The sequence below is a fragment of the Xanthobacter versatilis genome (assembly GCF_043193975.1).
GTDB lineage: Bacteria > Pseudomonadota > Alphaproteobacteria > Rhizobiales > Xanthobacteraceae > Xanthobacter > Xanthobacter autotrophicus_E.
Window position 1 is genome coordinate 1 of the sequence record NZ_JBAFVB010000013.1, and the last position, 26,776, is coordinate 26,776.

Below are 26,776 nucleotides of genomic sequence, written 5' to 3' on the forward strand. Positions count from 1 at the left end.
GATAGTCCCAGGTACCATCGGCGTGGAACCGCTCGGTGAGCACGGTGACGCCCGCCGCATTCACCGTCAGGTGCTGCGTCGTGTAGGTCTGACCGGTGATGTTATAATTGTAATAGTCGACCGAGCCGTCATTGTTATAAGCAACCTTGCTGACTACAACGTCGTTGCTCACGCCATAATCAATGCGCGTCTGAAGATTTCCATTCGCGTCGAAAATCTGCTCCTTGCGCCAGGTTGACTGCCCGTAGGTGACCGAAAATGTATAGCCGCCATCGATCTTGCTCAGCAGACTGCCATAATTGGCGATGATGTATTGCATCGTCTCAACTGATGCAACTGCGAGCTCGTGACTGTCCGAAAGCGTAACCGATTGAAGTCCGGTCGCAGTCGCAAGCGTGTCGATCTGCGCGACGAACTCAGCCGACGTCAAGGTGAGGTTTGCCGCACTCGTCACCACATCCTCGTGCACGGCCTCGCTGGCGCCGATCTCGATGACCAGCGGATGGTCGCTCAGCGGAACCGTGAAGGAGCTGACGTTGGTGTAGGTGGCGATGGGATCGAGACCGCTGAGCGGATCATAGATCCGCACGCTCGAGACCGTCTCGCCCAGGTCCACGGTGACCGGAGTGGTCGAATTGACGATTTCCGTATCGGTAACGTCATTCCACACCGTCACGTTCTGCCAAAGGACGATGTCATAGACGCCGCCGGACTTGGTCATAATCATCGAGTGCGTATCGGACGTCGCGCCCGACAGGGTGAAGGCCGTATCCGTCGCGGTGGATGCGCTGCCGTCATTGCCGAAGTTCAGGATGGTCGTCAGGTTATGGATCGCGACGGCGGCTTCCTTGGGGGAACCATCGGCGTTGAAAAGCCCGAAGCTGACTTCCTTGTCGCCGCGCGTCGCAGCAACACTCGGCTCGTCGAACAGCGTGTAGAGATAGGTCTTGGTGGAGCCGTCCTCATACGCCGCCAGCAGGTTCTGCAGGACCAGCTTGGCCTGGGCATCCTCGTTGACGCCAACGCCCGACGCGCTTTCCAAAGTGGTGTAGCCAGTCTCCGTGACGACCAGAGGATCGCCCTGCGAGTTGGACCGAGCCAGCGCGATGATGGACTCGACCTGAGCATCCGCCCCCTTACCCGTGTTGGGATAGGCATGCGCGTTCGCCGCATCGGAATAGGCACCAAGATCGCCGACAGCCGCGAATACGCTCGGGTCATTATAGGCAATCGAGAGATTGTAGACGAGGACCGACGAAAGCTCTGGCTCCGCCCTTATCGCCAGATACAAATCCCGCTGGAACGCTGCCGCACCCGCGACGGAAGAGTCACCATTATAACTAAAACTATTTGCATTTGCCTCATTTATACCTTCGACGGCAATGACACTACCGGGATGCTCGGCGACAAACGCCTTGAGCGCGTCGATATAATCAGACAATCCGGCGCTTCCGGTGGCAGGAAGCGAGTAAGAAACACGAAAATCAAACTGAATACCGGCATTGGCCAAGGCATCAAGAACCGGATTCGCTTGCCCGTATTCACTATAAGAATCTCTGACAGTCGATATTCCAAGATAGTCGAGGCTATTGATGACAAGACTGGCGTTTGTGTAGGCGTCTGAATACGTCCCAGCCTTCGTGTTTACGCCAAGAGATGAGACGAAATCTTCAGCCGTGGTTTGGGTTACGGTGACACCCTGGGCCATCACTTGCACTCCTTCCCACAGGGAAGCGACTTCATTTTTTACGTTAGTTTTAGACCCCAACCATTGCAACAAATAAAAATAGCAAAGCCCACGAATTATCAGGCAGTATTTTGCAAAATGCGAAATAACAATTTTGTCCGCAACCGCCGGTAGACCGCACTGCAATAGACGTGCTTTTTCTTCGCATTCTTGCGAATGCTAAAACTCTGATTTGTATTTGGGAGCGCGAGCTTTCGCAGCGTCAAATAAATTAACGTCACGCCTTACGTGATGCGTCACATGAAGATCATGACCACTAAAGACATCAATGCGACACACCGCGCCATCGCGCCGGCATGCTCGATGTCAAACCATGGTCGCCAGACAAGACCAACGTGAAGCACCAGACAGTATTTTGCCGGGCACCAACGTTTGAGATCGTGTAACGCGCCTGGCACCACCAGATTGCGGTCGTCGGAGCTGCTGCATTGCAACCTTTGGAAATCTGCCAGCAATCCCCGCCGGCCGCTTTGGCATGGGTCAAAAATTTGGGATTCACATCCGAGGCGGGGCTGCAGCGTCGCCATGATGCCTGACGCTCTGGCCGACCTCGGACGGGCTCACGATCACAATGACAAACGCGAGGGCGCTGCGGCGAAACAACTCTTCCGGCGAACGCCCGGTGCGCGACAGCCAGCAACCCCAAGGGAAGATCCGCCGACAGCCGGGGGCGGGTGCCCACCTGAGGCGTGTTGACGCGGCCGCCACGGACCGACGCAAGGCCCATCGCCGGGGACGCTTCCCGAGGCCGCCTCGAGCCGGCGATCCACTCGACACGACCGCTTCCCGCCCCCTTCTCGCACATGCGAAGATAGCTTAGAGCCTGTAGGGACGAAATTGACGATGGCCTTCGGCCGACCCGCAACGAACAGGTGAGAGCATGGCGCATGCAAACGCATCCACTGCCAGCGTCTACCGCAACACAGGCGGCGTGCGCCCGAGCACCTCGATAAAACTGCGCCACCCTCGTTACCGCATTGCAGCATGCCTTTCCGCCAGGCCGGTAGACCCGGTAAACGTGCTTTTTCCACGCTAGCGCGCATGACCGTCATGCCCACAATCTTCGTCAACGGCCGCTTCATCGGCCGGCCCGTGACCGGCGTCGAACGGTTTGCGACCCTCGTCCTGAAGGAAATCGTCGCGCGCGCCCGGACGGAGCCCGCACTGCGCTGGACTGTCCTTGCCCCAACCGGTGTGGAACGGCCCGAGTGGCTCGGCCCCCTGCCCTTCCGCACGGTCGGCCGACTGTCCGGGCATCCCTGGGAGCAGACGGAGCTGTTCTGGGCAAGCAGGAATGGCACCCTCGTCAATCTGTGCAATTCGGGGCCCGTGCTCCACGGCCGCCAGTTGACGGTCATCCACGACGCGCTGGTCTATCGTCATCCGGAGAACTTCTCCCGCCGCTACGGCACCGTGCACCGGCAGCTCGGGCGCTTGCTGGCGCGGCGCGCCCGGCTGGCGACGGTTTCCGAGTTCTCGCGGCGGGAACTGTCGGCTCTGCTCGGCGTGCCCGCCGGATCCATCGCGGTCATCCCCAACGCGGTGGACCACATGGCGGAGATCGAGCCCGATGTCTCGGTGCTGGACCGCTTCGGACTTCAGGGCAAGCGCTTCCTGCTGGCCGTGGGCTCGCCGGCGCCCAACAAGAACCTCGCCCGTGCGGTCCGCGCGTTTCTGGCGCTGGACTGCGACGACATCTCCTTTGTCCTGGTGGGAAAGGCCGCCGCCGCATTCGCCCGCTCCGATGTCGGCACCACCCACCCGAACGTCGTGGCGACCGGGCGACTGAGCGACGGCGAGGTGCAGGCGCTCTATCGCAGCGCCGTCGCGCTGGTCTTTCCCAGCATCTATGAGGGCTTCGGCATCCCGCCGCTGGAGGCGATGACGGCCGGCTGCCCGGTCCTGGCTGCCGATATCCCTCCCGTCCGGGAAGTCTGCGCCGACGCCGCGCTCTATTTCGATCCCCTCGACGAGGCATCCATGGCCGATGCCATGCGCCGGTGCGCGAACCCTGCGTTCGACGGCGCCGCACTGCGCGAGGCCGGCTACCTCAGGACGCGCGCATTCTCCTGGGAGGACAGTGCGCGCCGGCTGCTCGACGCACTGCGCCCGCTTGAAGCCGCCCCCCTTTCTCCCGAACACGCCGGTGGCCGGTGAGGCCGCCCCACCTGCGCCGCGAGCGGATGAAGCCCGCGGGCCGGCGCGGACGACTTTTGCCTGAAGGACATCGCCCATGCGATTTTTGAAGCGCTTCAACAGCCTGTTCAATCTGGGCTTGCGCGGCTCCAGCCTGGTCTTCCGCTTTCTCCTGTCCTTCTACATCATCAAGTATCTCGGCCTGGAAGCCTCGGGCATCTACGGCCTGGCCCTGGGCGCGGTGGGCATCGCGCCGGCCCTGCTGGGCTGGGGCCTGAATTATTTCGTCGCCCGCGATATCGTCGGCCTCGGCCTCATCGAGGCTGTGCCGCGGGTGAAGACGCGCCTGCTCGTCACGACGCTCTCGCTGACGGCAGCCACACTGCTCGGCCTCGTCCTGGCCCTCGTCACGGGATACAGGATCGGCCACATCGAAATTTTCATTACGATCCTCATCTGGCTCGAAGTGTACGGGATGGATATTCACATCCCGCTCATCGCCATGGAAAAGTCCGTCGAAGCCAACGTTCTGGTGTTTATCCGCCTGGCCGCGTGGGTGCCGTTCGTCATGGTGGCGGGCATCATGTTTCCGCAGATGCGCACCCTCGAGACGGTCTTCGTCGGCTGGATCGCGAGCTATGTGGTGGCGCTCGGGTACCTGCTCTACGTGATCCGCGACCTGCCGCTACGGGAGACCCTCTCGTTGCCGCTGGAGAAGGCCTGGGTCACCGAACGGCTGAAGGGCTCGTGGTACATCTATGTGGCCGATCTCGGCCTCGTCGGCCTTGTCTATATGGACCGCTACATCGTGTCCTTCCTGCTGGGGCTGAAGCTGACCGGCCTCTATACCTTCTACTGGTCACTCGCCAATTCCCTGCAGACGCTGATGGCGACAGCCGTGGTTCAACTCGCGCTGCCCATGCTGTTCAAGGCCCATAACAGCGGCAAGATCGACCAGTGGCGCCGCTCCATGCGCCAGCAGCTCATCAAGACGGCCTCCTTCTCCACTGCCATCGCGGTGGCGCTGTTCATCACGTGCGAGGCCTTCATGGGTTATCTCAACATGCCAGAGCTGGCCCAGCACCGTGATGTGTTCGTACTGATGCTCGTCGCCGCCATCGTGAGGTGCTGCTCCGACCTCTTCAATGTCGGCCTGACCAGCATGCGCAAGGACAACCACTACGCCACCATCAATCTGGCCGGCCTGTTCCTGACCGGCGCCATGGCCTACGTCATGATCTCCGAGTTCGGTTTCCTCGGCACGGGCATCGCCACGCTGGCAACGGCACTGATCGTGGCGACGGTGAGGGCAGGCTTCCTCATCGTTTTCATTCGCCGGCAGACTCAGGGCGGGCCGCCCGCGCAGGGAAACAGCTGACATTGCGCGCGGACTGACACCCAATTTTCGCAACAGGCTCACTTGGGCCGCGAACGACGAACCACACACAGGGATGCAACAATGGGTTTCTGGCAGACCGTGAAAGCGGACATGAAGGCAGCCACCGGGCACAGCCGCCTGGGTCGGCTCCCCACCGTATTCCTCTTCAACCCGCCGTTCGCCGCTGTATTTCTCCACCGGGTCGCGGCGCATCTCTACCGCTCGCGGTTGCGGCGCCTGGGCATCGCCATCTGGGGCTGGAACGTCACGCGCACCAGCTGCCACATCAACCTTGAGGCAGAGATCGGCCCCGGACTGCTCCTGCCCCACCCGGCGGCCATCGTCATCGGCTCCGGAGTGCGCATCGGCACCAACGTCACCATCTACCAGAGCGTGACGCTCGGGCGCGTGGCAAGTTCACCGATCTATCCGGCGGTCGAAGACGGAGCCGTGCTTTACACCGGCGCAGTCGTCATCGGCCCGGTCACCATCGGCAGGAGTGCCACCATCGGCGCGAGTTCGGTCGTGATCAAGGATGTCCCGGACGGTGGCGTGGTCGTGGGCAACCCAGGCCGGGTGATCCGCATCGCCACGCCGACCGATGCCCTTACCGCGCAGGCTGCCGCCCGGCCTTGAGCCCCACGTCGCCGCCTCCACTCCAGGAGGTCGCGATGCCTAGGTTGGAAGCGATCGTTGGCATGGGCTGGATCCTTCGTTCAAGCCGCCAAGCCATGCCGAACATCTCGCTGAAAATATAGCCGTACATCAGCGTCGCGAACGACGGACCGTAGCATTGGACCGTAATGCTGTACAAATTGAACAGAGTGATCAAAGACAAACGAACGGGATCCTTGATGTAACGAACGCTATAAATTTGATACAAAACGGTTACAAGAAACGGAAACCCCATCATTATAAATGTCGTCATGTAAAAATTGTCGAGCGGAACATGATAGTCCGCCATAGGCGTATATTGCATAGGATAAGCAAAACAGCCGATGCCACAACCCAACACCAATCCCACAGGGAACAATTCCGCGACCGTCTCGAACGGCTGCTGCCATGTGTTGTTGATGCGGTCAGCCATACTCATAAGGGTCGGAGACAAATCCTCCAGGCTAACCCCAGACAGGGCCAGCATGAGCACGGGAGGAAGAAGCAGGGCTAGGAATGACCACAAGGCCGTGCGCCGAAGGAAGGTTTTGATCCGCTCAGGATACTTCAGCAACCTGGCAAAGATGAACATCATCACATAGATAACAAAGATACCAAGCGCGGTCTTGCTCGTTGACGTCTGAATGGCCCACCCCATGAACGGCCACAGGGCGACATTGACGGCAAGGCTCATGTAGGGCGACAGCAGCGCGTAGATGAACACCACCATATAGGCGGCCATGGTGCTGTCACCGGCAAACCCGCCGTAGCGGACTTCGCCCCCCTGCCACCAGAGTTTGCTCGCCTGCTTTTCCACGCCAAAGGCGGTGATGGTCTGACCGGCCCACGGATACTCAACAAAGCGGTTGAGGATCAGGCCCACAATAGATGCGGCGAGCAGAGCTATCAGGAACCACCTGACCCAGCGCCGTTCGGTGATCGATCGATTGTAAAAACAAAATCCGATAAACATCGGCGTAAAACTTTTGATCGTCGACACAAAGGCCAACACGTCACTCTTCATAAAATAGACACTGACACCGAGAGAAAATATGAAGGCGAAAACGAACATAATCCCAATCGGGTTTCGTTTTACAAAGATCTGCTGATAGGCAAAAACAACGACCAACGCAAACGCCATCAGGTCCGGAACGAACCAGAGCATATCGAGATGCACGAGGGAGAGAAAATAGCGAACGGCCCCGGTCAAACCATCGCGCGTCGCAAACAACAGGAATGCGATGACCATGAACAGATAGAGAAGGTCCGACTCCTTCCTTGCCGATGCGACACCTCTCATAACGATCCCTCGCTTCCAAATCTGACCGCGCGCCGCTCACCCTGCCGCACCCAAAACGTCACCACCCCATCGCACGCAGGAGGAACAGAGCACCACCCCTGCCGATGCCGGAAGATCTCCACTCCAACATCGCCGCCCTGCCGCCGGGATGTCTGGCGCGGGCAAACGACAGTCAGAAGCGTATCATCATTTCCGCGCTGCAGCATATACGGCGTCGATCTCCCGCACCATGCGTTCGGATGAATAGGCCGCGAGAAAGCGAGCGCGGCCAAGCTCCGACAGTTCCTTGAGGCGCGCTGGCGTCAGGCTGAGCAAGGCGGCGCGCAACGCTTCGGGATCCTCTGGCGGCACGATGACGCCGTACTGGCCTTCGCCCAGGATCTCCCTCAGGCCACCAACCGCCGAAGCGACCACCGGCACACCGAGCCGCATGGCCTCGATCGCAACAAGGCCGAAGCCCTCCCAGCGTGACGGCACCACGAGCACGTCACAGCTTTTCATCTGGGCGCAGACATCCAGCCGGTCGAGCCAGCCGAGATTAGCCACATGCAGCGGTAGGCTCTCCGGCAGGTTCAAACTGTTGACGACCCCCCCGCCCACCAGCCTCAGGCTCATGCGAGCCCCCTGGCCCTCCACAGCATGAAGGAGAACGTCGACACCCTTCTGGAAATCGAAACGGCCCGCGAACAGCACCTTCAAGCGGGAGTCCTCCCACTTCGCAGCCGCCACATGCGGCGGATCCGGCATGATGCCGCTGATCACCAGGCTTAGCTTTTCCTCAGGAAAACCAAGGTCGCCAGCCCGGCGATATTCGTGCTGCGAGATCAGAACAACCCGGTCGGTATTATGGGCGAGCACGCGCTCCACGCACTCTGCGATGGCCCGCATGATCCTTGCGCCCTTTATGTCCACGGACCAGCCATGGGGGCAGAAGACGATGGAGTATTTTCTCCGGACGCCGATCAAGCGAACCACGAAGCCCGCGATGGAGGAGTGGGCATGCACGACATCAGGGTTGAAGTCCCTGAGCACCTTTAGGTAAGTCGATAGGAAGCTGGAAATCCCCCAGAATCGCGACTTCCTTGAAAACGGTATCATCTTGACGCCAGATGCTACGACCTCGGCATCCAAATAGTGCATTTGATTTCCGGGGATCAATAAAACAACATTCTCTGCCCCGTATAATTCTACCTGCTTCGGAATGAGTTCGGAGATATAGGAACCAGTCCCACCGATCACACTCTCACAAACATGAAGCAGTTTCATATGTCTTACTTTTGACTGCGCTTCAGGCGTGGATCGGCCAGCTCAACTTGCCACATTGAACCAGTGAGTGAAAATCGACGAAACACCGCATCGGCTGCTCCGTCGAACCGATACGACAAATTACCCTTCCTCTGCTGGATTTTTCCAAAAGTCCCAGCCTAAGCCATATCGCCGATCGGACGGCTTTCCGAACAACTCAGCTACATTACCACAGCGCTTAGTTTCGCAATATGCAACTTTGAATGCAAAGCCCAAATCCAGCCGGCGATCCCCACCAAACAAATTTAGAGGCTCGTTCGGGACCTCTCCGCTCCGGCCGGATCCACCCCCCGCTCAGTCGAAGGCCTTGTTGCCCTGGTCGGACCAGCGCTGGAGGCCCGCCTTGAGATTGTAAGGAAACACGTATCCTTTCGATGTGAGCCACCCCGGGAAAATGTCGGTTGAGCGCACCAGCTTCATCACCCGTTCGGGGTGAATGCCGATCTTGAGAAAGCTGGTTTTCTCAAGGATCGAGGCGCCCGTCATCATGACGCCGCGGGGAATTGTGTAGGTCTTCCCATTGGGAAAGTGGTCCGCGATGAAGAGCGAGACTACCTGCTCCAGCGTGTAACGCTCCGGATAGGCCGCGTTGTAGAACTTGAACGGTTCGGGGCTGTTTTTGGCGAAGGCGATGGAATCCAGCAGGTCTTCCACATAGACGCAGGCCTTGATGGTGTCGCGGCGCCCCGGATAGACAAAGAAGCCCTTCTGGAGCAGCCGCGCGAGGCGGGTAAAGTTGCCCCTCTCGCCGCGGCCGAACACCACCGCCGGACGCACCACGGTCAGCCGTCGGCCCGGCGCCTCGTCGAACCAGATGCGGTGAATGCGCTCGGCCATCAGCTTGGAATAGCCGTAGGCAGACTGCGGCGCCGGCGTCGAGACTTCCGACTTGGTCTCTTCCGACGGGCCGTAGACCGAGATGGAGCTGGTGAACACGATGTCGTTCACACCATAGCGCCGCGCCCAGGCGGTGATCTCGATCGCGCCGTTGATGTTGGTGTCGTAATATTCCCAGAAGGGATGGCCGGGCGTGGTGTGGACCGCGGCGAAATTGTAGATCGTCGCGACCGGGCCATCGACCTCGAAGGCCGACAGGTCCCGGACGTCTCCGATCCGATAGTCCACCTGCGGAAGGGTTTCGCGCTGCGGACGGATGTCCACGCTGACGATCTGCTCGCCCTGCGCTACGAGCGATCGAATAAGATGGGTGCCGACAAATCCAGAACCGCCGAAAACGATAATCTTTCCACTCATCTCAATCTCCTGCACCCCCGGAACCCGGTGGTTTTGCGACCCCAACGTGCCGGCCGCCGCATCGAACCGCGCCTAACTCTGCCTCAGGCAGCCATGTCACCTGATCTGATTGCGCCAATAGCCCGGCTGCATGCTCAGGAATGCCTTGGTCTTCGGCGAGAGCTTGGCTTCCCTCTGCCCGAGCTTATAGGCGACATACTTCGCCAGCGTGCGCACGCCCGCCGACGGCAGAGCCAGCGGGTCGTGCTTCAGCAGATACGCGGTCTCGGACTTGATGAAGGCCATGCCCGCGCCCTCGGCCTTGCCAAGCTTCTCCAGCAGCCACGGGTTTCGGCCGTGGAACACGCCCACGTCGAAATAGCGCCGGAAGTCCTCCTTGATGGTGTAGTCGTGGCTGTGCACGACTGCGGCATCCCCGACATAGGCAATGCGCCATCCGCTCAGCAACATGCGGCCCGAGACCACCTGATCTTCAGCGAAGTAGTTGTCTTCCGGAAAGTTGCCGACGCCTTCAAGGGCGGTGCGCCGATAGGCAGCGAAGGAGTTGGAGCAGAACACGGTCTTGATCCCGAGCCGGCTGGCGTCCTCGATGCTGCGAACCTCGTTGATCGCGGGATAGTTCGCAAGCCGGGCGTGCCGCTCGATGGCCGAGGACTTGGCACGGGGCAGCTGCCGCCCGTAGGCGACACCCACCTTGTCGTCCGCAAACGCCTCGAGAAGGCGCTTGATGGCGCCCGGCTCGGGAATGGCATCCTGAGTCATGTAGATCAGGAATTCCGCCTCCGGATTGAGGTTGGCGGCGAGGCGCCGCGTTCCGCCGTGGTTGAACTCCTTCTTGTCGATGCGGTGGGTGCGTGCCCCGAACGCCCCGACACGCGCGAGCGTATCGTCGCCCGACGAACTGTCGATGACGAAATACTGATCCGGACGCAGCCCCTGCTGCTGCAGCGCAGGCAGCAGGTCTCCCAAATGACGACTGGCATTATAGGTGGGGATGACGACGACGGCGCGATCCATGTTCATCACCTTGATGTTCCAGCGGCGTCTGCCGACGCCAAAACGTCGAGCAGGTTTTCCGCAACGTGTTTGGGTTCATATTTCTGGCGAATCTGCTCGACCACTTCGGGAGCGACACGCCCTCCGCGCTCAAGAAGGGCCGATATGGCGTCGATCCAGCCGCCGACACTCAACGGATCGTCGACATAGCTGGCCTGGCCCAGCGTCACCTCGGGCAGCGAAGTCACGCCGCTGGCGACCGTCGGCACACCGAGGCCCATGGCTTCCACGGCCGGCATCCCGAACCCTTCGTAGAGGGACGGCAGGGCAAACACCCGCGCCCGACGGTACAGCTCGCCCAGTTCCGCATCGCTGACCACGCCGGTCAGCTCGATGCGGTCCACAGCCGCCGGATCCGCGTTCTCGGTGATCAGCTGACGCCGCTCGGGGGAGTCTTTGCCCACCAGGTACAGGCGGATCTCCTTGTCCGTCTGGCTGATGGCGTTGAAGGCCTTGATGAGCGTCGAGATGTTCTTGTGCGGGAAGGGATGGCTGACCGTGAGGATATAGGGGCGCTGCGCCAGATCGACGATGCGCTGGCTGATCGGCCCGCCCTCGAAGCGATGCCAGTCGATGGCGTTGTAAATGACCTGGCAGCGGCTCGCCGCCTCGGCGCCGAAATGCTCGGCGACCAGGTTTTTCTCGGAGTTCGAGATGGACAGGACCACGTCAGCCCGCTTGAACAGCCCCTTCAGGTAAAAGTTCAACCAGGCCTTGCGCTTGGCGCTGTGGTACTGCGGCAGAACCTTGTACTGGATATCATGAAGAATAACGGCAGATTTTCTTGAACCCAGGCGCGGCGGCAGGAAATAGTTTGGGTAAACGACCCATCCCTCTTTGCCACGCTTCAGCTCGAAAAGCGTTTCCTCGAGAAAGCGGGTGTTCTTCGAGCCACGAATGGCCGGCAGGATCGCCTGGGCGACGTGCGGATTGTCCACCATCCACTGCTGGAACTCAGGCGAAAAGCGTCCGGCCTCGGCAAAGGCGATGGTGAGCCGCGCGTCGGTTCGCGCCAGGCCGTGCACCAGATTGTAGACCGCCGATTCCGTTCCACCAATCTTGTGATGATGAATTGCAAACAACGGCACCGTAACGTCAAGCTGTGTCATGATCGAACGGCTCCTAGCTAAATCGAGATTTCGATCTTGACCACAGCATCACCATCAAAATCGATGATCAGCGGCTGCGACGACAATGCAGCCTCATTCTCGCTCGCCACCTGGATCGTTCCTCCACACATCAGCCGCCCTTGTCCTTGTCCCTTGTCCAGACGGTAACGGGCCTCGACAAACCGGTTGGATGTCCAAAGCACGAGCCGCTGGCGCCCATCTTGTCCGCGCGCACGCGCGGCAAACACGCCATCGAACGGTTCCGCCACCTCGATCGATCGAGCCGAACGCACGATCTTTGCGGCCTCCCGGAAGAAGCAGACCGCCGGTTTCGGCGTGTTATCGAAGCGGAACAGCCCGAAATGATCCTCGATGTCGTCGGGATTGTTCCCGCCATCCTTCATGCTGTGCACCCAGATGCCCTTGATCCACGGCACCGGCGCGGCGAGCAGGATGAATTGCGCCACGTTATGCGCGGCCTGCGTCTCGTCCAGCGTGCAGCGCTGCGGAAAGACCGGCCATCCGAATTCGGTGATGTAGATGGGCGTCTCCGCGCCGCCGGCCGTGCTTTTCAGCGCCTGCTGCAGGGCTTCCACGCGCTGGATCAGTTCGCGCGCCGTGCGATCGCGGGCGTTGAGGCAGTGGTTGTAGACGTGCACCGAAAGCCCATCCGCGCCCTGAAGCGCGCCGCGTCGCACGATGGACTTGGTCCAGGCCCATCCCGCATCGTCGCCGACCGCACCCACGATAATCCGCGCGTGGGGGGCCACCTCCCGGATCGCGCGCACGCCCGCCTGGGCAACCCGCGCGTAATGAACCGCGGCGCGCGGATCGCTTGCCTCACCCTCGCCGGTCAGGCGCGGCAGCACCGGTCCCGAGCCCGAATGGATGTTCCACTCGTTCCAGATCTCATAGATGGGCCGATGCGCCTCGGTGAGCCGCACCGCTTCACGCAGATAGGCTGCGAAGGTCACGAGGCCCTGGTCTGACACCGGGGGAACGCCGCCGGGAACGTTGCTGTTGGGCTGGCCAACATTCAGCACCGGCAACAGCTTGGTCCGGCCCAGGAAGCGCATCAGCCGCTGCGAATAGACCAGCCGCTGCCCTTCGCCATCGGGCACGAACGAGGGCCACGGCAGGAAATCACGGAAGGAATCCGCGCCGAGGGCCGCCAGCCCGTCGAGGCCGACCTCGTCCGAGGTGAAGCCGAGCACGCGGCGCAGGCCGAAATGCACGTTCGCGCCGATGATGAGCGGCTCCGCCCGCGCCACCACCGGATCGGCGGGGTCGAAACGGAGCGCCTTGACCTCTGTGCCGTAGGAGCGCGACAGCAGGCTCGCGGCAAGAACGACGCCCGTCAGCGGCACCACCCACCGCGGCACCCGGCGCCGCGACGGTCCGGCCCTTAGCCCGCGCCAGAACTTCAGCCAATCAGCGCGCGGACGCACGGGAGCAGGGGCGCGCACAGCCGCCCCGCCCCCCTTGCCGTCCCGCCGCAAACCGTTGGCCAAATCGATCTCCTGCCACTAATCCTCGACGCTTTTCCAAGACTCTGACCTGAGGTACCGACCCGAGGTACTGACCCAAGACATTCGGACGCCGGCTGGTGTTTCCACCGCACCGGTCCGGTTTCGCCCGCCCCGTGCCGTGGTCTCCCGGCGCGGTGCGAGGACCGGCCGGGACTACACCGCCGCAGGCGAGTGGTAGATCTTCCCGGGCGTGGCGCCCTCGAAGTTCCGGATCTCGTCGATGAACTTCAGATAACGCTGTCCGAGGTAGTCTTGTTCAAACTCGCCGGCCCGCGACGCCGCCTGGTCCTGGTAGCGCTTCAGCCGGGCGGGATCGCTCAGGATCAGCTCAAGGGCAGTGCGCCAGGCCTCCTGGTCGCCCGGCGGCACCAGCAGGCCGTTCTCGTCATGCTTCACCAGTTCGGGAATGCCGCCCACTTCGCTGCCGATGACCGGCACGCTCATGCCCAGCGCCTGGATCACCACGCCGGGCGAATTCTCGAACCAGATCGAGGGGATGCAGAGCATGTCCGCAGCGCCGATGTGGTTGATGGCGTCCTGCAGGGGAACATGGCCGGTGAAGGTGACCCAATCATGGTGGTCGAACCGTTGCCGCAGTTCACCCTCGTAGCCGCCACCGCCCACCACCGTGAAGGTGAAGTCCCAGCGCTCGCGCAGCTGCTCGGCAGCCTTTAGCAGCACATCGACGCCCTTGGACTGGTGCAGCCGCCCGGCATAGACGAAGCGCACCTTGTCGGAGGGCGCGCGCGGCGCGGTGGGCTTGGGATATTTGTTGGCGTTCAGGATGTGGGCGTGGGGATATTCCATAAGCGGCTGGAAGCGCGCGTTCTGCTCCAGGTTGGCGAGCGAAGGCGAACTGAAGCCGATGCGCTTCACCGCACGGATGCCCTGGCGCTTGACCGCAGCGGACAGCTTGCAGGGATTACACTGCGTCTCGCACGTCTTGCCGTTCACGAACATGGTCGAGCGGAAGCAGGACAGCGCCATGTCCGGCATCACGTACATCATGGGAATGCCGCGCTTGCCGATCTCCCCGAGCGCATTGTGACCGAGCCCGGTCATGTAATGCACGTTGCAGAAGTCCGGCTTGAAGGCGTCCAGCACCTCGCCGACCAGCTTCGGGTTGCGGGGATCGTAATGGTCCTGCAGATGCCACAGCGGCTTGAGCAGCGGGTTCACATCCCGGCCCTGCTTGAAGATCGGATAGGGCCGCGGCATGAATAGGCTCCACACCTTCATGTCGTCGACCATCTCGCCGTACTTCACCTCGTCCTTGGCTTTGGCGGCCATGAGGACGCCGATTTCATGCCCCTGCTTCAACAACCAGGACGTGAGATTGAAAGCAGAGATTTCCGCACCGCCGAGAACGTTGGGGGGGAACATCGCTGACACAACAAGAATACGCATACCGCCCCCGGGGTTGTGGCGTCGAAATCGCTAGGCTGTCTTGCGTGGGCGTCAGACGCCCACGCTCCCCTTCTGCTTGACGATCTGCGCGAGATACTTGCCGTAATTGCTCTTGCCTAGGGCAACAGCAAGTTCGCCAAGCTGGTTCACGTCGATGAACCCCATGCGATACGCCACCTCTTCAGGGCAGGCGATCTTGAAACCCTGGCGCTTCTCAAGGGTCGCGACGAAGTCGGCCGCGTCGAGCAGGCTGTCCGGCGTGCCGGTGTCGAGCCAAGCATAGCCGCGGCCCATGAGCTCCACCGAGAGCTCGCCCTTTTCCAGGTACACGCGGTTGAGATCGGTGATCTCCAGCTCGCCCCGGGGGGACGGCTTCAGGTTGGCGGCGATGTCCACCACCTGCTCGTCGTAGAAATAAAGCCCGGTCACCGCCCAGTTGCTCTTGGGCTGCGCCGGCTTTTCCTCGATGGAGATCGCCCGCATCGAGGGGTCGAACTCGACCACGCCGTAGCGCTCGGGATCGGTCACATGATAGGCGAACACACGGGCGCCCTTGCCCTGCGCGCTGCCGGCGCGCAGCAATTCCGGCAGGCCGTGGCCGTAATAGATATTGTCGCCGAGGATCAGCGCCGACGGCCCGCCGGCAACGAAGTCCGCGCCAATGATGAAGGCCTGCGCCAGCCCGTCCGGGCTCGGCTGCACCGCGTAGCTGATCTGGATGCCCCACTGCGTGCCGTCCCCCAGGAGGCGGGCGAAGGCTTCCGCATCATGCGGCGTGGTGATGATGAGGATCTCCCGGATTCCCGCCAGCATCAGCGTGGTCAGCGGGTAGTAGATCATCGGCTTGTCGTAGACCGGCATAAGCTGCTTCGAGACAGCCTTGGTGATCGGATAGAGCCGAGTGCCCGATCCGCCGGCGAGAATGATCCCCTTCATACCCCTGCCTTCCTTCAAGTCGCCGGGCCGGCGGCGAGCAGCCGGTCGACCACGCCACGCGTGGACGCGTCCCAGTCGGCGAGCACAATTCCATAGGATGATTGCAGTTTTTTAGTCGAAAGCCGCGAATTCGCGGGCCGGCGCGCCGGCGTCGGATAGTCGGCGGTGGTGATCCGCTCCACCTTCACCTCGCGCCCGGTCTTCTCCTTCAGGCCGCCGAAGATAGCCTCGGCGAAGTCCGCCCAGGTCCCCTCCCCGCCTCCGGTCAGGTGGAACACGCCGCGCAGGGCCGGATCCGGATCCGCCTTCAGGCGCCGGGCGACCGCGATCACCGCGTCGGCGATGTCGAGGGCACTGGTCGGCGTGCCGCGCTGGTCCGCCACCACCCGCAGCACGTCGCGGCTTTCGCCGAGGCGCAGCATGGTCTTCAGGAAGTTCGCGCCGAACGGGGAATAGACCCAGGCGGTGCGTAGGATGGCGTGATTGTCCGTCGCCGCGGCGACCTTCTTTTCACCGGCAAGCTTCGAGGCGCCATAGACGGAGACCGGCCCTGTCGGATCGGTCTCCACATAGGGATCGGCCTTGTCGCCGGCGAAGACATAATCGGTTGAGAGATGGATCACCGGGACGCCAAGGGCGCCCGCAGCCTCCGCCACCGCACCCGCACCGGTCTCGTTGACGGCGAAGGCGAGGTCCGGCTCGCTCTCCGCCTTGTCCACCGCCGTGTAGGCCGCAGCCGACACGATCGCGTCGGGCGCCGCCGCGGCGATGGCGGAGCGCACGGAGGCCGCGTCGGCCAGATCGAGTTCCGGCCGGCCGAGCGCGATCACCTCGACGGAGGCGGCAGGGCCGCGCTCCAGCAACGAAGAGACGACCTGACCCTGCTTGCCGGTGACGATCAGGCGCATTTTTCGGCCTTCTCGATGATGCCGAGGCGCTCGCCCACATAGACCTTCTCGCGCAGCGGCTGCCACCACCACGCATTGTCGAGATACCACTTCACCGTATTGGCGATGCCGGTATCGAAGGTCTCGCGGGCCTTCCAGCCCAGCTCGGTCTCAAGCTTGGTGGCGTCGATGGCGTAGCGCGCATCATGCCCCGGCCGGTCGGTCACGAAAGTGATGAGGTCGTGGTGGGAGGTTGCCTTAGGCGCCAGCTCATCCATCAGGTCGCAGATGCGGCGAACCACCTCGATGTTCCGCCGCTCGTTGCGCCCACCCACATTGTACTTCTCGCCCAGCCGTCCGTTGGAGGCGATGAGGTGCAGAGCGCGCGCGTGGTCTTCCACATAGAGCCAGTCGCGAATATTCGCGCCGTTGCCGTAAACCGGCAGGGTCCGCCCCTCCAGCGCATTCAGGATGGTCAGCGGAATGAGCTTCTCGGGGAAGTGGTAGGGGCCGTAATTGTTGGAGCAGTTGGAAACCACCACCGGCAGGCCGTAGGTGCGGTGCCAGGCGACGACCAGATGGTCGCTGGCGGCCTTCGACGCCGAATAGGGCGAGGAGGGATCGTAGGGCGTCACTTCCTCGAACAGCCCGTCCTCGCCGAGGGAGCCGTAGACCTCGTCGGTGGAGACGTGCAGGAAACGGAAGGCCTCCTTCTCCGCCGCCGGCAGCTCGCTCCAGTAGTGGCGCGCAGCTTCCAGCAGCGTGAAGGTGCCGACCACGTTGGTGTGCACGAACTCGCCGGCGCCGGTGATGGAGCGATCCACATGGCTCTCGGCCGCCAGATGCATGATGCGATCGGGCTTGAAGGAGGCGAGCGCCTCCGACATGGCTGCGCGATCGGTGATGTCGGCCTGGAGGAAGCGATAGTTGGGCGCGTTCTCGATGACTTTGAGCGACGCAAGGTTGCCCGCATAAGTCAGCTTATCGACGTTGAGGACCTCAGCGCCCACCTCCGACACAAGGTAACGCACGAGAGCGGAACCGATGAAGCCCGCCCCGCCTGTGACTAGAATGCGCATGGAGATCTCTCCGCAACTCAGTAAGCGAAGCTGGGCGGCAGATCCGCCAGCCGCGGTTGAACCTTGTCTTTTTCCGAAAGCACCGCCTGCCCCGTCTTAAGGGGCCAGTCGATGCCGATCTCGTGGTCGTTCCACAGCAGGCCGCGGTCATGGGCTGCGCTGTAGGGAGCGGTCACCTTGTAGAAGATGACGGAATCAGGAACCAGCGTCGCGAAACCGTGTGCGAAGCCCGGAGGAATCCAGAGCTGGTCGCCATTTTCCGGGGTCAATTCCACGCCGACCCAGCGGCCGAACGTGGGCGAACCCACCCGGATGTCCACCGCCACGTCGAAGATGGCGCCGGCCGTGCAGCGCACCAGCTTGCCCTGGGCGAATGGGTCGAGCTGGAAATGCAGCCCCCGCACCGTGCCCACCGTTGAAGAAAGGGATTGGTTGTCCTGGATGAAGGTCGAGTCGGAAACATTCTTCCGGAACCATTCATCCTTAAAAACTTCAGAGAAATAGCCGCGAGCGTCGCCGAAGCGCGCCGGAGTAATCTTGACGATCTCGGGAATCGCCAGCCTTTCGAGCTTCATGTTTACCAGCCCGCGCCATGATTATCTCAAAATGCGAAACCGCACCTTGGTCAGTGTGCAGTGCACATAAGACTAGAGGATAACGCCCACCTATGCAATCTACGAACCGTGCTCACGGAACAGAATGCGGTGCGTTCCGGCCCACTTGAAGCGCGTTTCGCAGTGCAAAAACCGTCTAAACCCCGACGCTCTGCAGCGCACCATGATGCCGGTGCGACGTGCGCGCGCAGGCCGGAGCGGGAAGTTCGACCAAGTCGTGTAAAGCGGCGCGATACACCATCCAGTATAGACCTAGACCACCCAAAGTAGCTTTGGATGAGGGTGCGCAGGAGTTGAGGTCGCCGCCGGGCGTCAACTGGCTACCGCAGCCTCGCCAACAACCGACCTGCGTTGGTCACAGACCCGCGCCCGGTGATGCACCAGCCAACCAGCCAACCCCGCGCCCGCGAACCGCATAGCGAGTACGCCGACGGACGCCAACCAACGTCCGTCCAACGCGGTGAACCGCACTGCGGGGTCGGGAAGGAGCGACAGGCGCCCCTGCCCACAGACCAGCCGCAGGCAGAGCCTCACGTTCGTCGGACATCCCGGCGGAAGACCAATCAGCCGTAATAGGCGGCGTACTTCTTGTGCAGCCCGTCCTGCGGCACCTTGCTGGTGTAGAAATGCAGCCGATGCGTATCCACCTTGTTCAGGATCACGCCGATGCACTTCTCATAGACCTGCGGATTGGCCTCGAAGGAATCCACCACCAGATCGCGGGATGTCGCACCCCATTCGAGAACGAACAGGACACCATCGAAATACTTGACGGCGGCGCGCACATCCACCACCGGCCCCAGGGGCGGGAGATCGATGATGATATAGTCGGCGGTCGTCCCGATTTCCGCGAGAAGCTGCCCCATGGCCGGCGAAGACACGAGATTGCTCGTGTGAGCGCTGCCGATATCAGAGCCCGCGGGAATGAAGAACAGCCCCGTCTCCGGCTCCACCTTCATCACGGAGGAAACCGGCTCGCCCTCACTGAGGATGTGGAACAGGCCCTTTTGCGCGTGCGGGGTGACATCGTCGCTCAGCCCGCGAAAGCGCAGGTCCGCGTCGATCAGCACCGTGCGCGTGCCCAGCTGCGCGAGCATGGAGGCAAAATTCTTGCTGATGGTCGATTTGCCCTCGGTCGGCAGGACCGATGCAAGGGCGATGATCTTGGGCGCTTTCTCACCCACGGCGAAGTCCACCGCGACTTTGGCGCTGCGCAACGTCTCCGCGAACGGCGAAAGGATGTGGTTGGTGCCATAGCGCATCATGGCCGATCCACCCACCTGGTTCGGACCGGTGCTGGAGAGGGGCGGCACCATGGCCAACTGCCGGGCCGAGATCCGCGGCATGACGCCGATGCACTCGAGCCTGAGCAGATCGCGGATTTGCGACGCGGAACGGAACCCAAGGTCCCTGAGCTCGCGCACGGCGCCATATCCGGCGCCACCAATGAAGCCGACGATCGAACCGAGGATGAGGGACAGAACCAGCTTCGGAGCGGCCGGCAGCGAAGGTGTCACCGCAACCGAAATCACCCGCGCCTCGGAGACCGGGAAGGACTGCTTCTGCAGGGATTCCTGGTACCGCTGCAGCATGGTCTCATAGAGGTTCTTGTAGGTATCAGCCTCGCGCTCCAGTTCGCGAAGCGCCACCTTGTCCTTGTTGGCCACGTCGGACAGGCCGACCTGGCTCTTCAGCTGGGCTTCGAGAGCCCGCTCGCGGGCCAGCGAGATGTCCCGCTCGCTCCGGTAGCTTTCGGCGATACGACCGAGCTCGCTGAAGATCAGCCGCTGATATTCGGCGATATCGGACCGCAGCCGCTGCACCTGATAATGGGTGGGGCCGAGCTTGCTGGCGAGCTCCGATTCGGTCTTGGCGGCGGCGGTCGCCTTGTTCCGCAATTCCACAATGATGGGATTGTCGATGGCCTCGGACACCGCGGCATCCATCTGGCCGGACGAGATGATGGACTGGATGCGGTCATATTTCGCGCCCGCCCGCGCCACGTCCGATCGGGCGAGCACCAGCTGGGTGTTGATTTCACCGACCTGCTGCTCATTGACCAGGGAGCCCGTGGAGGTGGTGATCAGCCCCTTCTCGCCGCGGAAGCTCTGGACCGCGAGATCGGTCTCGATTGCCTTCTGGCGCAATTCCTGGATGCGCGGCAGGAGCCAGTCGCTGGCCCGGCGCGTCGCGTCGAAATTGGCGGAGAACTGGTCGTCCACATAGGCCTGGGTATAGGCATTCGCGATCTGCGCCGCCTTGTCGGCCTGGGTCGACGTGAATCCGATCTCGATCACGTAGGTCCGGCCGACGCGCTTGAGCGACAGATTGTTGTTCAGGTAGAGCAGCGCCGCCTCGCGCTTCCCCGCCTCCTCCTCCGCCGGTGTCAGCTTGCGGGGGGGAATGATGGCCTCCTTGACCGCACGGATGCCGGACTTCACCGCGGAGATGCCGCTGGCGACGGCCGACTGCACGTTGTCATCGTCCAGCACCCGGTCGAGGCCGACCTTGGCGATCACCGAATTGGCGATGTTCATGGACTTCAGCACTTCGACCTGGCTGTCGACGGCGCCGGTGTCGAGGCCCAGCTCCGACAGGGCGGTCACGGCCACTTCGTCGTTGACCTTCGACTTGCTGTCGAGAAGCAACTGTGTGCCGGCGAAATAAACGGGAGTCTTGGCGATGAAATACGCCAGTCCGAGCGCGGCGCCGATGCAGGTCCCGATCAGTACGGGCCGCATCTGCCTGCGGACGGCCGCCAGCATGCCAGAGAAATCGATGGAAGGAATGGAACTCTCGCCTTGAGAGCTACCTTCGTAGCGAAGCCCCCCGCTCGACCGTTTCGGAGACTGCAGCACGGATACGACCCCTCGTGGCTACACTTGAAATAAACTCTCGCGCCGCACGTTAGCGCGAGCCTGCCGCGAAGGCCAGTGCTGCGGCGCACACAGAACGCATCTTGGTACGATTCATCCAAAAAAGTTCGCTTTCGCAGCCCTTTTTCGCGTTGCCGCCGGCAATACGCGCCGCGTACCGAGCAGTCCCGCCACAGTGGCCGGCCCCTCACGATGGCATCGCGTTGCAAAATGAGAATCAGATCTTCCAAGGGACCGCAAATCCTGTCGTATTTTTAGGCACTTGCACTAAATTTGGGATTTTGGCCGCCGGCGCGGGCGTCCGTCGGCCGTAAGCTCCTGTTTGCGCTGCGGGAGCGACTTTCACGCGCGTTCGCATCGAGCACACGCACGGCGGGCGAGGGTGCGGGGTGCGTCGCTGAGGTCAGGTCCCAATAGGGGCTGAAGGGCAAAAATCCATTGAGATTTTGGCCACGGGGGGCTAATCCCTGCTGCGATGCAACATGCGACCGAAGCCTTAGGGCGAAAGTTGCACAAAACAGGGCTGGGCCATGCGTGTGACCATGATCGGAGCGGGCTATGTGGGCTTGGTCTCCGGCGCGTGCTTTGCGGATTTCGGCCATACGGTTACGTGCGTCGACACGCACGAGGGCAAGATTGCGGCGCTGAAGCGCGGTGAAATCCCGATCTTCGAGCCCGGCCTCGACGATCTCGTGGCCTCGAACGTGAAAGCCGAGAGGCTGTTCTTCACCACTAGCCTCGCCGAAGGCGTCGCCGATGCGGAAGCCGTGTTCATCGCGGTGGGCACGCCGTCGCGGCGCGGCGACGGCCATGCCGACCTCTCCTACGTGCATCAGGCCGCCCGCGACATCGCCAGCGCGATGACGGGCTATACGGTGATCGTGACCAAATCCACCGTGCCCGTCGGCACCGGCGACGAGGTGGAGCGCATCATCCGCGAGACCCGGCCGGACGCCGAATTCTCCGTCGTCTCCAACCCCGAGTTCCTGCGCGAAGGCGCCGCCATCATCGATTTCAAGCGGCCCGACCGCATCGTGGTGGGCACCGACGAGGAGCGCGCCAAGGAGGTCATGACCAACCTCTACCGCCCGCTGTTCCTCAACCAGTCGCCGCTGCTGTTCACCTCGCGCCGCACCGCCGAACTGATCAAGTATGCGGCCAACGCCTTCCTCGCCACCAAGATCACCTTCATCAACGAGATCTCGGACCTGTGCGAGAAGGTGGGCGGCAACGTCCAGGATGTGGCCCGCGGCATCGGCCTCGACAACCGCATCGGCTCCAAGTTCCTGCACGCGGGTCCCGGCTACGGCGGATCCTGCTTCCCGAAGGACACTCTGGCCCTCATCAAGACCGCCCAGGACTATGATGCGCCCATCCGCATCGTGGAGACGGTGGTGTCGGTGAACGACCAGCGCAAGCGCGCCATGGCCCGCAAGGTCATCACCGCGCTCGGCGGATCGGTGCGCGGCAAGACCGTCGGCGTGCTGGGCCTCACCTTCAAGCCGAACACCGACGACATGCGCGACGCGCCGTCCATCGCCATCATCACCGCCCTTCAGGATGCCGGCGCCACCATCCGGGCGCACGATCCCGAAGGCGTTGAGCAGGCCAAGATGGTGCTGAGCAACGTCGACTATGTGGATAGCCCCTATCAGGCGGCGGACGGGGCCGACGCCCTGGTCATCGTCACCGAATGGGATGCCTTCCGCGCCCTCGATCTCAAGCGCATCCAGTCGATGATGGCCCAGCCGGTGGTGGTGGACCTGCGCAACATCTACCGCCCCGAGGAGATGGCGAGCCTCGGCTTCAGGTACAGCAGCGTCGGGCGCGGCCTCGCCGACCTCTGAGACTGAGGTCGCGGATGCCGGAAGACACTCCGACCGGATTGTACCGCAATCCGGTCGGTTGACCGTGCTTCCACCCAGGCCTGACGGCGGACTTGAGGCTCAGGCTGTAGCAGCCCAGCCAGATTTCGCTCCAGTCCGGACAGCGACTTTTGCTGCTGCCCGACGACGGCCTCGGAGGACTTCTTTGTGGACCACGCCCGTTGCTTGGAGCAACGTGACCTGAACCCAGCTTGAGGCCCGCCATGACCACTTCGTCCACCGTCACCTCGAAGTCGGCCAGCGGAAAGATCGTCCCGGTCATTCTGGCCGGCGGTTCCGGAACGCGGCTGTGGCCGCTCTCGCGCAACAGCCTGCCGAAGCAGTTCCTGCCGCTGGCCACCGAAAACACCATGTTCCAGGACACGCTGCTGCGCGCGGCGCCCGGCGCCGTGTTCGCCGATCCGGTGGTGGTGGCCAACGAGGAATTCCGCTTCTTCGCCCAGCGGCAGGCCCGGGCCATCGGCATCGACGCCACCGTCATGCTCGAGCCGGCCCGCCGCGACAGCGCGCCCGCCCTCATCGCGGCGGCGGTCTGGGTGGCCGAGACCTACGGTCCGGAAACGCTGGTGCTGGCGCTCGCCTCCGACCATGTGGTGCTCGACCCGGCCGGCTTCGTGAAGACCGTGGAGATCGGCGCGGAGGCCGCCCGCCTCGGCCGCATCGTCACCTTCGGCATCGAGCCCACCGAGCCGCGTACGAGCTACGGCTACATCCGCCTCGGCGCCCAGATCGACGAACGCGGGTCCTATGAGGTGGATTCCTTCGTGGAGAAGCCGGATCGCGCCACGGCCGAGCGCTATGTAGCTGCCGGCTACCTCTGGAACTCGGGCAACTTCCTGTTCCCGGCAGGCCTGCTGCTGAAGGAGGCGGACGTGTTCGAGCCGGCCATCGCCGATGCCGCCCGCGCGGCCGTCGCCGAGGCCAAGTCCGACCTCGGCTTCCTGCGCCTCGACCCCGCCGCCTTCAAGTCCTCGCCGTCGAAGTCCATCGACTTCGCAGTGCTGGAGCGCACCCGCCACGCCGCGGTGGTGCGCGGCAGCTTCGGCTGGTCGGACGTGGGCTCCTGGGACGCCCTGCACGAGATCGGGAACCAGGACGAGCGGGGCAATGTCACCGTCGGCACGGTGCAGCTTCTCGACAGCAGCAATTCCTTCGTGCGTTCGGACGGCCCGCTGGTGACGGCCATCGGCCTCGACGGCGTCTCGGTGATCGCCACCGAGGATGCAGTGCTGGTGATGCCCTCGAACCGCAGCCAGGACGTGAAGGCGCTGGTCTCGGCGCTCAAGGACTCCAACCGCAAGGAAGTGGAGGAGCACCTCACCATTCACCGGCCCTGGGGTACCTACCAGACCGTTTGCAAGGGAGACCGCTTCCAGGTGAAGAAGATCGTGGTGGAGCCGGGCGGCATCCTGTCCCTGCAAAAGCACCATCACCGGGCCGAGCACTGGGTGGTGGTGCGCGGCACCGCCGAGGTGACGGTGGCGGATCGCAGCTACATGGTGCACGAGAACGAATCCACCTACATCCCCATCGGCAGCGTGCACCGGCTCGGCAATCCTGGCCGCATTCCGCTGGAGCTGATCGAGGTGCAGACCGGCTCCTATCTCGGCGAGGACGATATCCACCGCTTCGAGGACATCTACCAGCGCGCCTGAGCGGCGCGCCGGCAGGATTACGACGGGCGCGGGCCCGCCCCACTCAGGCCGCCCCGCCCGCCTTCAGCAGCACCGCCAGGGCGGAGAGGATGTGGTAGAAGGAGGAGGCAGGCGCGGCCTCCTCCACGAAACTGCCGTCGACCAGCCACTGGTCGTGCCACAGGCCCCGCACCGGAACATCCAGATAGGCCTGCAGCGCGGTGAAGGCCTCTTCGGCCGCGGCCACGTAGTCGGCGCGGACCGCAACATCGCTCTCGGCCGCGGCGAAGATCAGGGCGGTGCGCAGGCGCTCCGTCTGCGCCCAGAGCCGCGCCCTCGGGTCGCTCACCTGACCAGACGCATCGAGTGCGAACACAGCGGCCTTCCGCACCGGATCGATGCCGAAGCGCGCGCCAAACCCGTACATGCGCCGGCTTGCCGCCCGATGGTCCAGCCCCAGCACCGGGCCGACATGATCGAGCAGGTAGGCCCATTCGAACTGGTGCCCCGGCTCGCGCACCCCGCCCGATTCGCCGGCGGCGAAGCGCCACTCGCCGTCATAATATTCGCCGATGGCGCCGGTCTGCGGGTCGATCAGTCGCGTCGCTGCCAGGGCGACGATGCCGCGCGCCACGTCCGCGAAGGGCTCCGCGACGCCGGCCTCCACCCAGGCGAGGTTGGCCTCCAGCAGATGCATGTGCGGGTTGGAGCGCAGCGGCAGCACGCGGGGGCTCGCCTCCTCGAAACCGCCGACGGGATTGCCGCGCTCGGCCTGAAGCTGCGTCGCCAAGGCCCGCGCGGTCGCGATGAGTTCATCGCCACCAAGGCCGGCGGTGTGGGCTTGAGCCAGCGCGAACAGCACAAAGGCCTGGTCGTAGAGGTCCGCCGTCTCGTCGAGGGGCCGGCCATCGGGTGCGACCAGAGTGCGGAACAGGCCGTCGGGCCGCCGGTAATGGGCGAGCAGGAAGTCGAGCCCGTGCCGCGCCGCCTCCCGCCACGGCCCATCCCAGCCAAGCCGGCCGCCCTCGATGAAGGCATAAGCCTGCCGCGCCTGGACCCGCAGGCGGCGGGACGCGGCTACCGGCGTGCCATCGAGCGCAATCTTCTCGTGAAACCCACCGGCCGGATCAGCCCCCACGGTCCACCACAGCGGCAACGCCGCATCAAGCAGCCACTCACGCGCCCACCGGGCCTGCGCTTCCAAAAGGGCCATCGCCATTACCCCATACCTCAATGGTGGGGGCACATTAGCCCGGCGCCCATCACAACGCGAAGGCGGTTCGGCCAAAGGAGATGCCGGCCGACAATGTGCCGCAAGCGGCGACCTGCGGCGGGCGCCACACCGGGCTGGTCCGGGCCGGCGCCGGTCTCCGCCGCACCGCACCGTTGCCTTCGCCGTGCGGCAGCCCTAGAAGCGCGCCATGACGGCCTTTCAAGCGCTCGACCTGCCAGAGGTCATCCTCGTGACGCCGCGCCGCTTCGGCGACGCGCGCGGCTATTTCTGCGAAACCTACGTCAAGCCGCTCTATGCGGCGAACGGGATCGTCGCCGATTTCGTGCAGGACAACGAATCGCTGTCGGCGCTGCCGGGCACGGTGCGCGGCCTCCACATGCAGGCGCCCCCCTTCGCGCAGGCCAAGCTGGTGCGGGTGCTGAGCGGCGCCATCTTCGACGTGGCGGTGGATGTGCGGAAGGGCTCGCCCACCTACGGCCGCTGGGCCGGCGCCCGCCTCACCGCCGAGGGCGGCGAACAGCTGTTTGTGCCGCAGGGTTTCGCCCACGGCTTCTGCACCCTCGCCCCCGACACGCGCGTCGCCTATAAGGTGGACGCGTTTTATGATCGGGCGAGCGAATGCGGGATCATCTGGAACGATCCCGACCTCGCCATCGACTGGCGCTTCACCGGCGAGACCATCCTCTCCGACAAGGACCGGATATTGCCCCGCCTCAAGGATTTCGACAGTCCCTTCGTGCATTCGAACGGATAGC

General features: G+C 63.1%; 20 protein-coding genes and 1 pseudogene. 6 read left to right on the forward strand and 15 right to left on the reverse strand.

What is annotated here, in order from left to right; translation table 11 throughout:
* Both V5F66_RS19975 and V5F66_RS19980 read right to left on the reverse strand, forming a co-directional pair.
* A pseudogene (locus V5F66_RS19975) lies at positions 1-1,708 on the reverse strand (RHS repeat protein); the annotation flags it as partial.
* 275 nt (positions 1,709-1,983) lie between these two features.
* On the reverse strand, positions 1,984-2,274 hold the full coding sequence (locus tag V5F66_RS19980; protein ID WP_394094584.1) for a hypothetical protein: 291 nt from the start codon (positions 2,272-2,274) through the stop codon (positions 1,984-1,986).
* A 514-nt stretch (positions 2,275-2,788) separates the two neighbouring features.
* Between V5F66_RS19980 and V5F66_RS19985 the strand changes: the two genes are divergently transcribed.
* The 3 genes from V5F66_RS19985 (at position 2,789) to V5F66_RS19995 (ending at position 5,897) form a co-directional block, all read left to right on the forward strand.
* Positions 2,789-3,904, forward strand: coding sequence for a glycosyltransferase family 4 protein (locus V5F66_RS19985; protein ID WP_394094585.1), 1,116 nt, complete (start codon positions 2,789-2,791; stop codon positions 3,902-3,904).
* A gap of 76 nt (positions 3,905-3,980) precedes the next feature.
* A complete protein-coding gene (locus V5F66_RS19990) occupies positions 3,981-5,261 on the forward strand; it encodes a lipopolysaccharide biosynthesis protein (protein WP_012115540.1) in 1,281 nt (426 codons plus the stop codon).
* An 81-nt stretch (positions 5,262-5,342) separates the two neighbouring features.
* The gene (locus tag V5F66_RS19995; RefSeq protein WP_012115539.1) at positions 5,343-5,897 is read left to right on the forward strand and encodes a serine O-acetyltransferase; all 555 of its coding nucleotides are present in this window, start codon (positions 5,343-5,345) and stop codon (positions 5,895-5,897) included.
* Here the strand turns inward: V5F66_RS19995 and V5F66_RS20000 are convergent.
* The 12 genes from V5F66_RS20000 to V5F66_RS20055 all read right to left on the reverse strand — a co-directional run bounded on the left by V5F66_RS20000 (position 5,869) and on the right by V5F66_RS20055 (position 21,249).
* Positions 5,869-7,164, reverse strand: coding sequence for a hypothetical protein (locus V5F66_RS20000; RefSeq protein WP_394094586.1), 1,296 nt, complete (start codon positions 7,162-7,164; stop codon positions 5,869-5,871). The genes V5F66_RS19995 and V5F66_RS20000 overlap by 29 nt on opposite strands.
* A gap of 237 nt (positions 7,165-7,401) precedes the next feature.
* Entirely contained in the window at positions 7,402-8,481 is a 1,080-nt protein-coding gene (locus V5F66_RS20005) for a glycosyltransferase (protein WP_394049812.1), read from the reverse strand.
* 333 nt (positions 8,482-8,814) lie between these two features.
* A complete protein-coding gene (locus V5F66_RS20010) occupies positions 8,815-9,789 on the reverse strand; it encodes an NAD-dependent epimerase/dehydratase family protein (RefSeq protein WP_394002787.1) in 975 nt (324 codons plus the stop codon).
* Between the two features lie 81 nt (positions 9,790-9,870).
* Positions 9,871-10,791, reverse strand: coding sequence for a glycosyltransferase family 2 protein (locus V5F66_RS20015; protein ID WP_012115535.1), 921 nt, complete (start codon positions 10,789-10,791; stop codon positions 9,871-9,873).
* Between the two features lie 5 nt (positions 10,792-10,796).
* Positions 10,797-11,939: a glycosyltransferase family 4 protein gene (locus V5F66_RS20020; RefSeq protein WP_012115534.1), complete on the reverse strand. Its 1,143-nt coding sequence runs from the start codon at positions 11,937-11,939 to the stop codon at positions 10,797-10,799.
* Positions 11,940-11,956: 17 nt separating this feature from the next.
* Complete coding sequence (locus tag V5F66_RS20025; RefSeq protein WP_394006915.1) at positions 11,957-13,450, reverse strand: glycoside hydrolase 5 family protein; 1,494 nt, start codon at positions 13,448-13,450, stop codon at positions 11,957-11,959.
* Between the two features lie 171 nt (positions 13,451-13,621).
* Complete coding sequence (locus V5F66_RS20030; protein ID WP_394094587.1) at positions 13,622-14,758, reverse strand: glycosyltransferase; 1,137 nt, start codon at positions 14,756-14,758, stop codon at positions 13,622-13,624.
* 168 nt (positions 14,759-14,926) lie between these two features.
* Positions 14,927-15,811, reverse strand: coding sequence for a glucose-1-phosphate thymidylyltransferase RfbA (gene rfbA, locus V5F66_RS20035; RefSeq protein WP_012115531.1), 885 nt, complete (start codon positions 15,809-15,811; stop codon positions 14,927-14,929).
* A 14-nt stretch (positions 15,812-15,825) separates the two neighbouring features.
* Complete coding sequence (gene rfbD / locus V5F66_RS20040; protein WP_394094588.1) at positions 15,826-16,719, reverse strand: dTDP-4-dehydrorhamnose reductase; 894 nt, start codon at positions 16,717-16,719, stop codon at positions 15,826-15,828.
* Positions 16,710-17,777, reverse strand: a complete 1,068-nt coding sequence (gene rfbB, locus V5F66_RS20045) for a dTDP-glucose 4,6-dehydratase (protein ID WP_012115529.1) — start codon at positions 17,775-17,777, stop codon at positions 16,710-16,712. The genes rfbD and rfbB overlap by 10 nt, the downstream gene beginning before the upstream one ends.
* 17 nt (positions 17,778-17,794) lie before the next feature.
* Complete coding sequence (gene rfbC / locus V5F66_RS20050; protein ID WP_394094589.1) at positions 17,795-18,352, reverse strand: dTDP-4-dehydrorhamnose 3,5-epimerase; 558 nt, start codon at positions 18,350-18,352, stop codon at positions 17,795-17,797.
* 602 nt (positions 18,353-18,954) lie between these two features.
* A complete protein-coding gene (locus V5F66_RS20055) occupies positions 18,955-21,249 on the reverse strand; it encodes a GNVR domain-containing protein (RefSeq protein WP_394094590.1) in 2,295 nt (764 codons plus the stop codon).
* 548 nt (positions 21,250-21,797) lie between these two features.
* Here V5F66_RS20055 and V5F66_RS20060 point away from each other — a divergent pair.
* The gene (locus V5F66_RS20060; RefSeq protein WP_012115525.1) at positions 21,798-23,114 is read left to right on the forward strand and encodes a UDP-glucose dehydrogenase family protein; all 1,317 of its coding nucleotides are present in this window, start codon (positions 21,798-21,800) and stop codon (positions 23,112-23,114) included.
* Positions 23,115-23,356: 242 nt separating this feature from the next.
* Positions 23,357-24,808 carry a mannose-1-phosphate guanylyltransferase/mannose-6-phosphate isomerase gene (locus V5F66_RS20065; protein WP_394006907.1) on the forward strand — a complete coding sequence of 484 codons (1,452 nt, stop codon included), beginning with the start codon at positions 23,357-23,359 and terminating at the stop codon, positions 24,806-24,808.
* 43 nt (positions 24,809-24,851) lie between these two features.
* Here V5F66_RS20065 and V5F66_RS20070 read toward each other — a convergent pair whose 3' ends face one another.
* Positions 24,852-26,000 (reverse strand): AGE family epimerase/isomerase, encoded by a 1,149-nt coding sequence (locus tag V5F66_RS20070; RefSeq protein ID WP_394049823.1) that lies wholly within the window; start codon positions 25,998-26,000, stop codon positions 24,852-24,854.
* A 208-nt stretch (positions 26,001-26,208) separates the two neighbouring features.
* On the opposite strand from V5F66_RS20070, the gene rfbC (V5F66_RS20075) reads away from it, so the two are divergent.
* Positions 26,209-26,775: a dTDP-4-dehydrorhamnose 3,5-epimerase gene (gene rfbC, locus V5F66_RS20075; RefSeq protein WP_012115522.1), complete on the forward strand. Its 567-nt coding sequence runs from the start codon at positions 26,209-26,211 to the stop codon at positions 26,773-26,775.
* Position 26,776 lies beyond the last annotated feature (1 nt).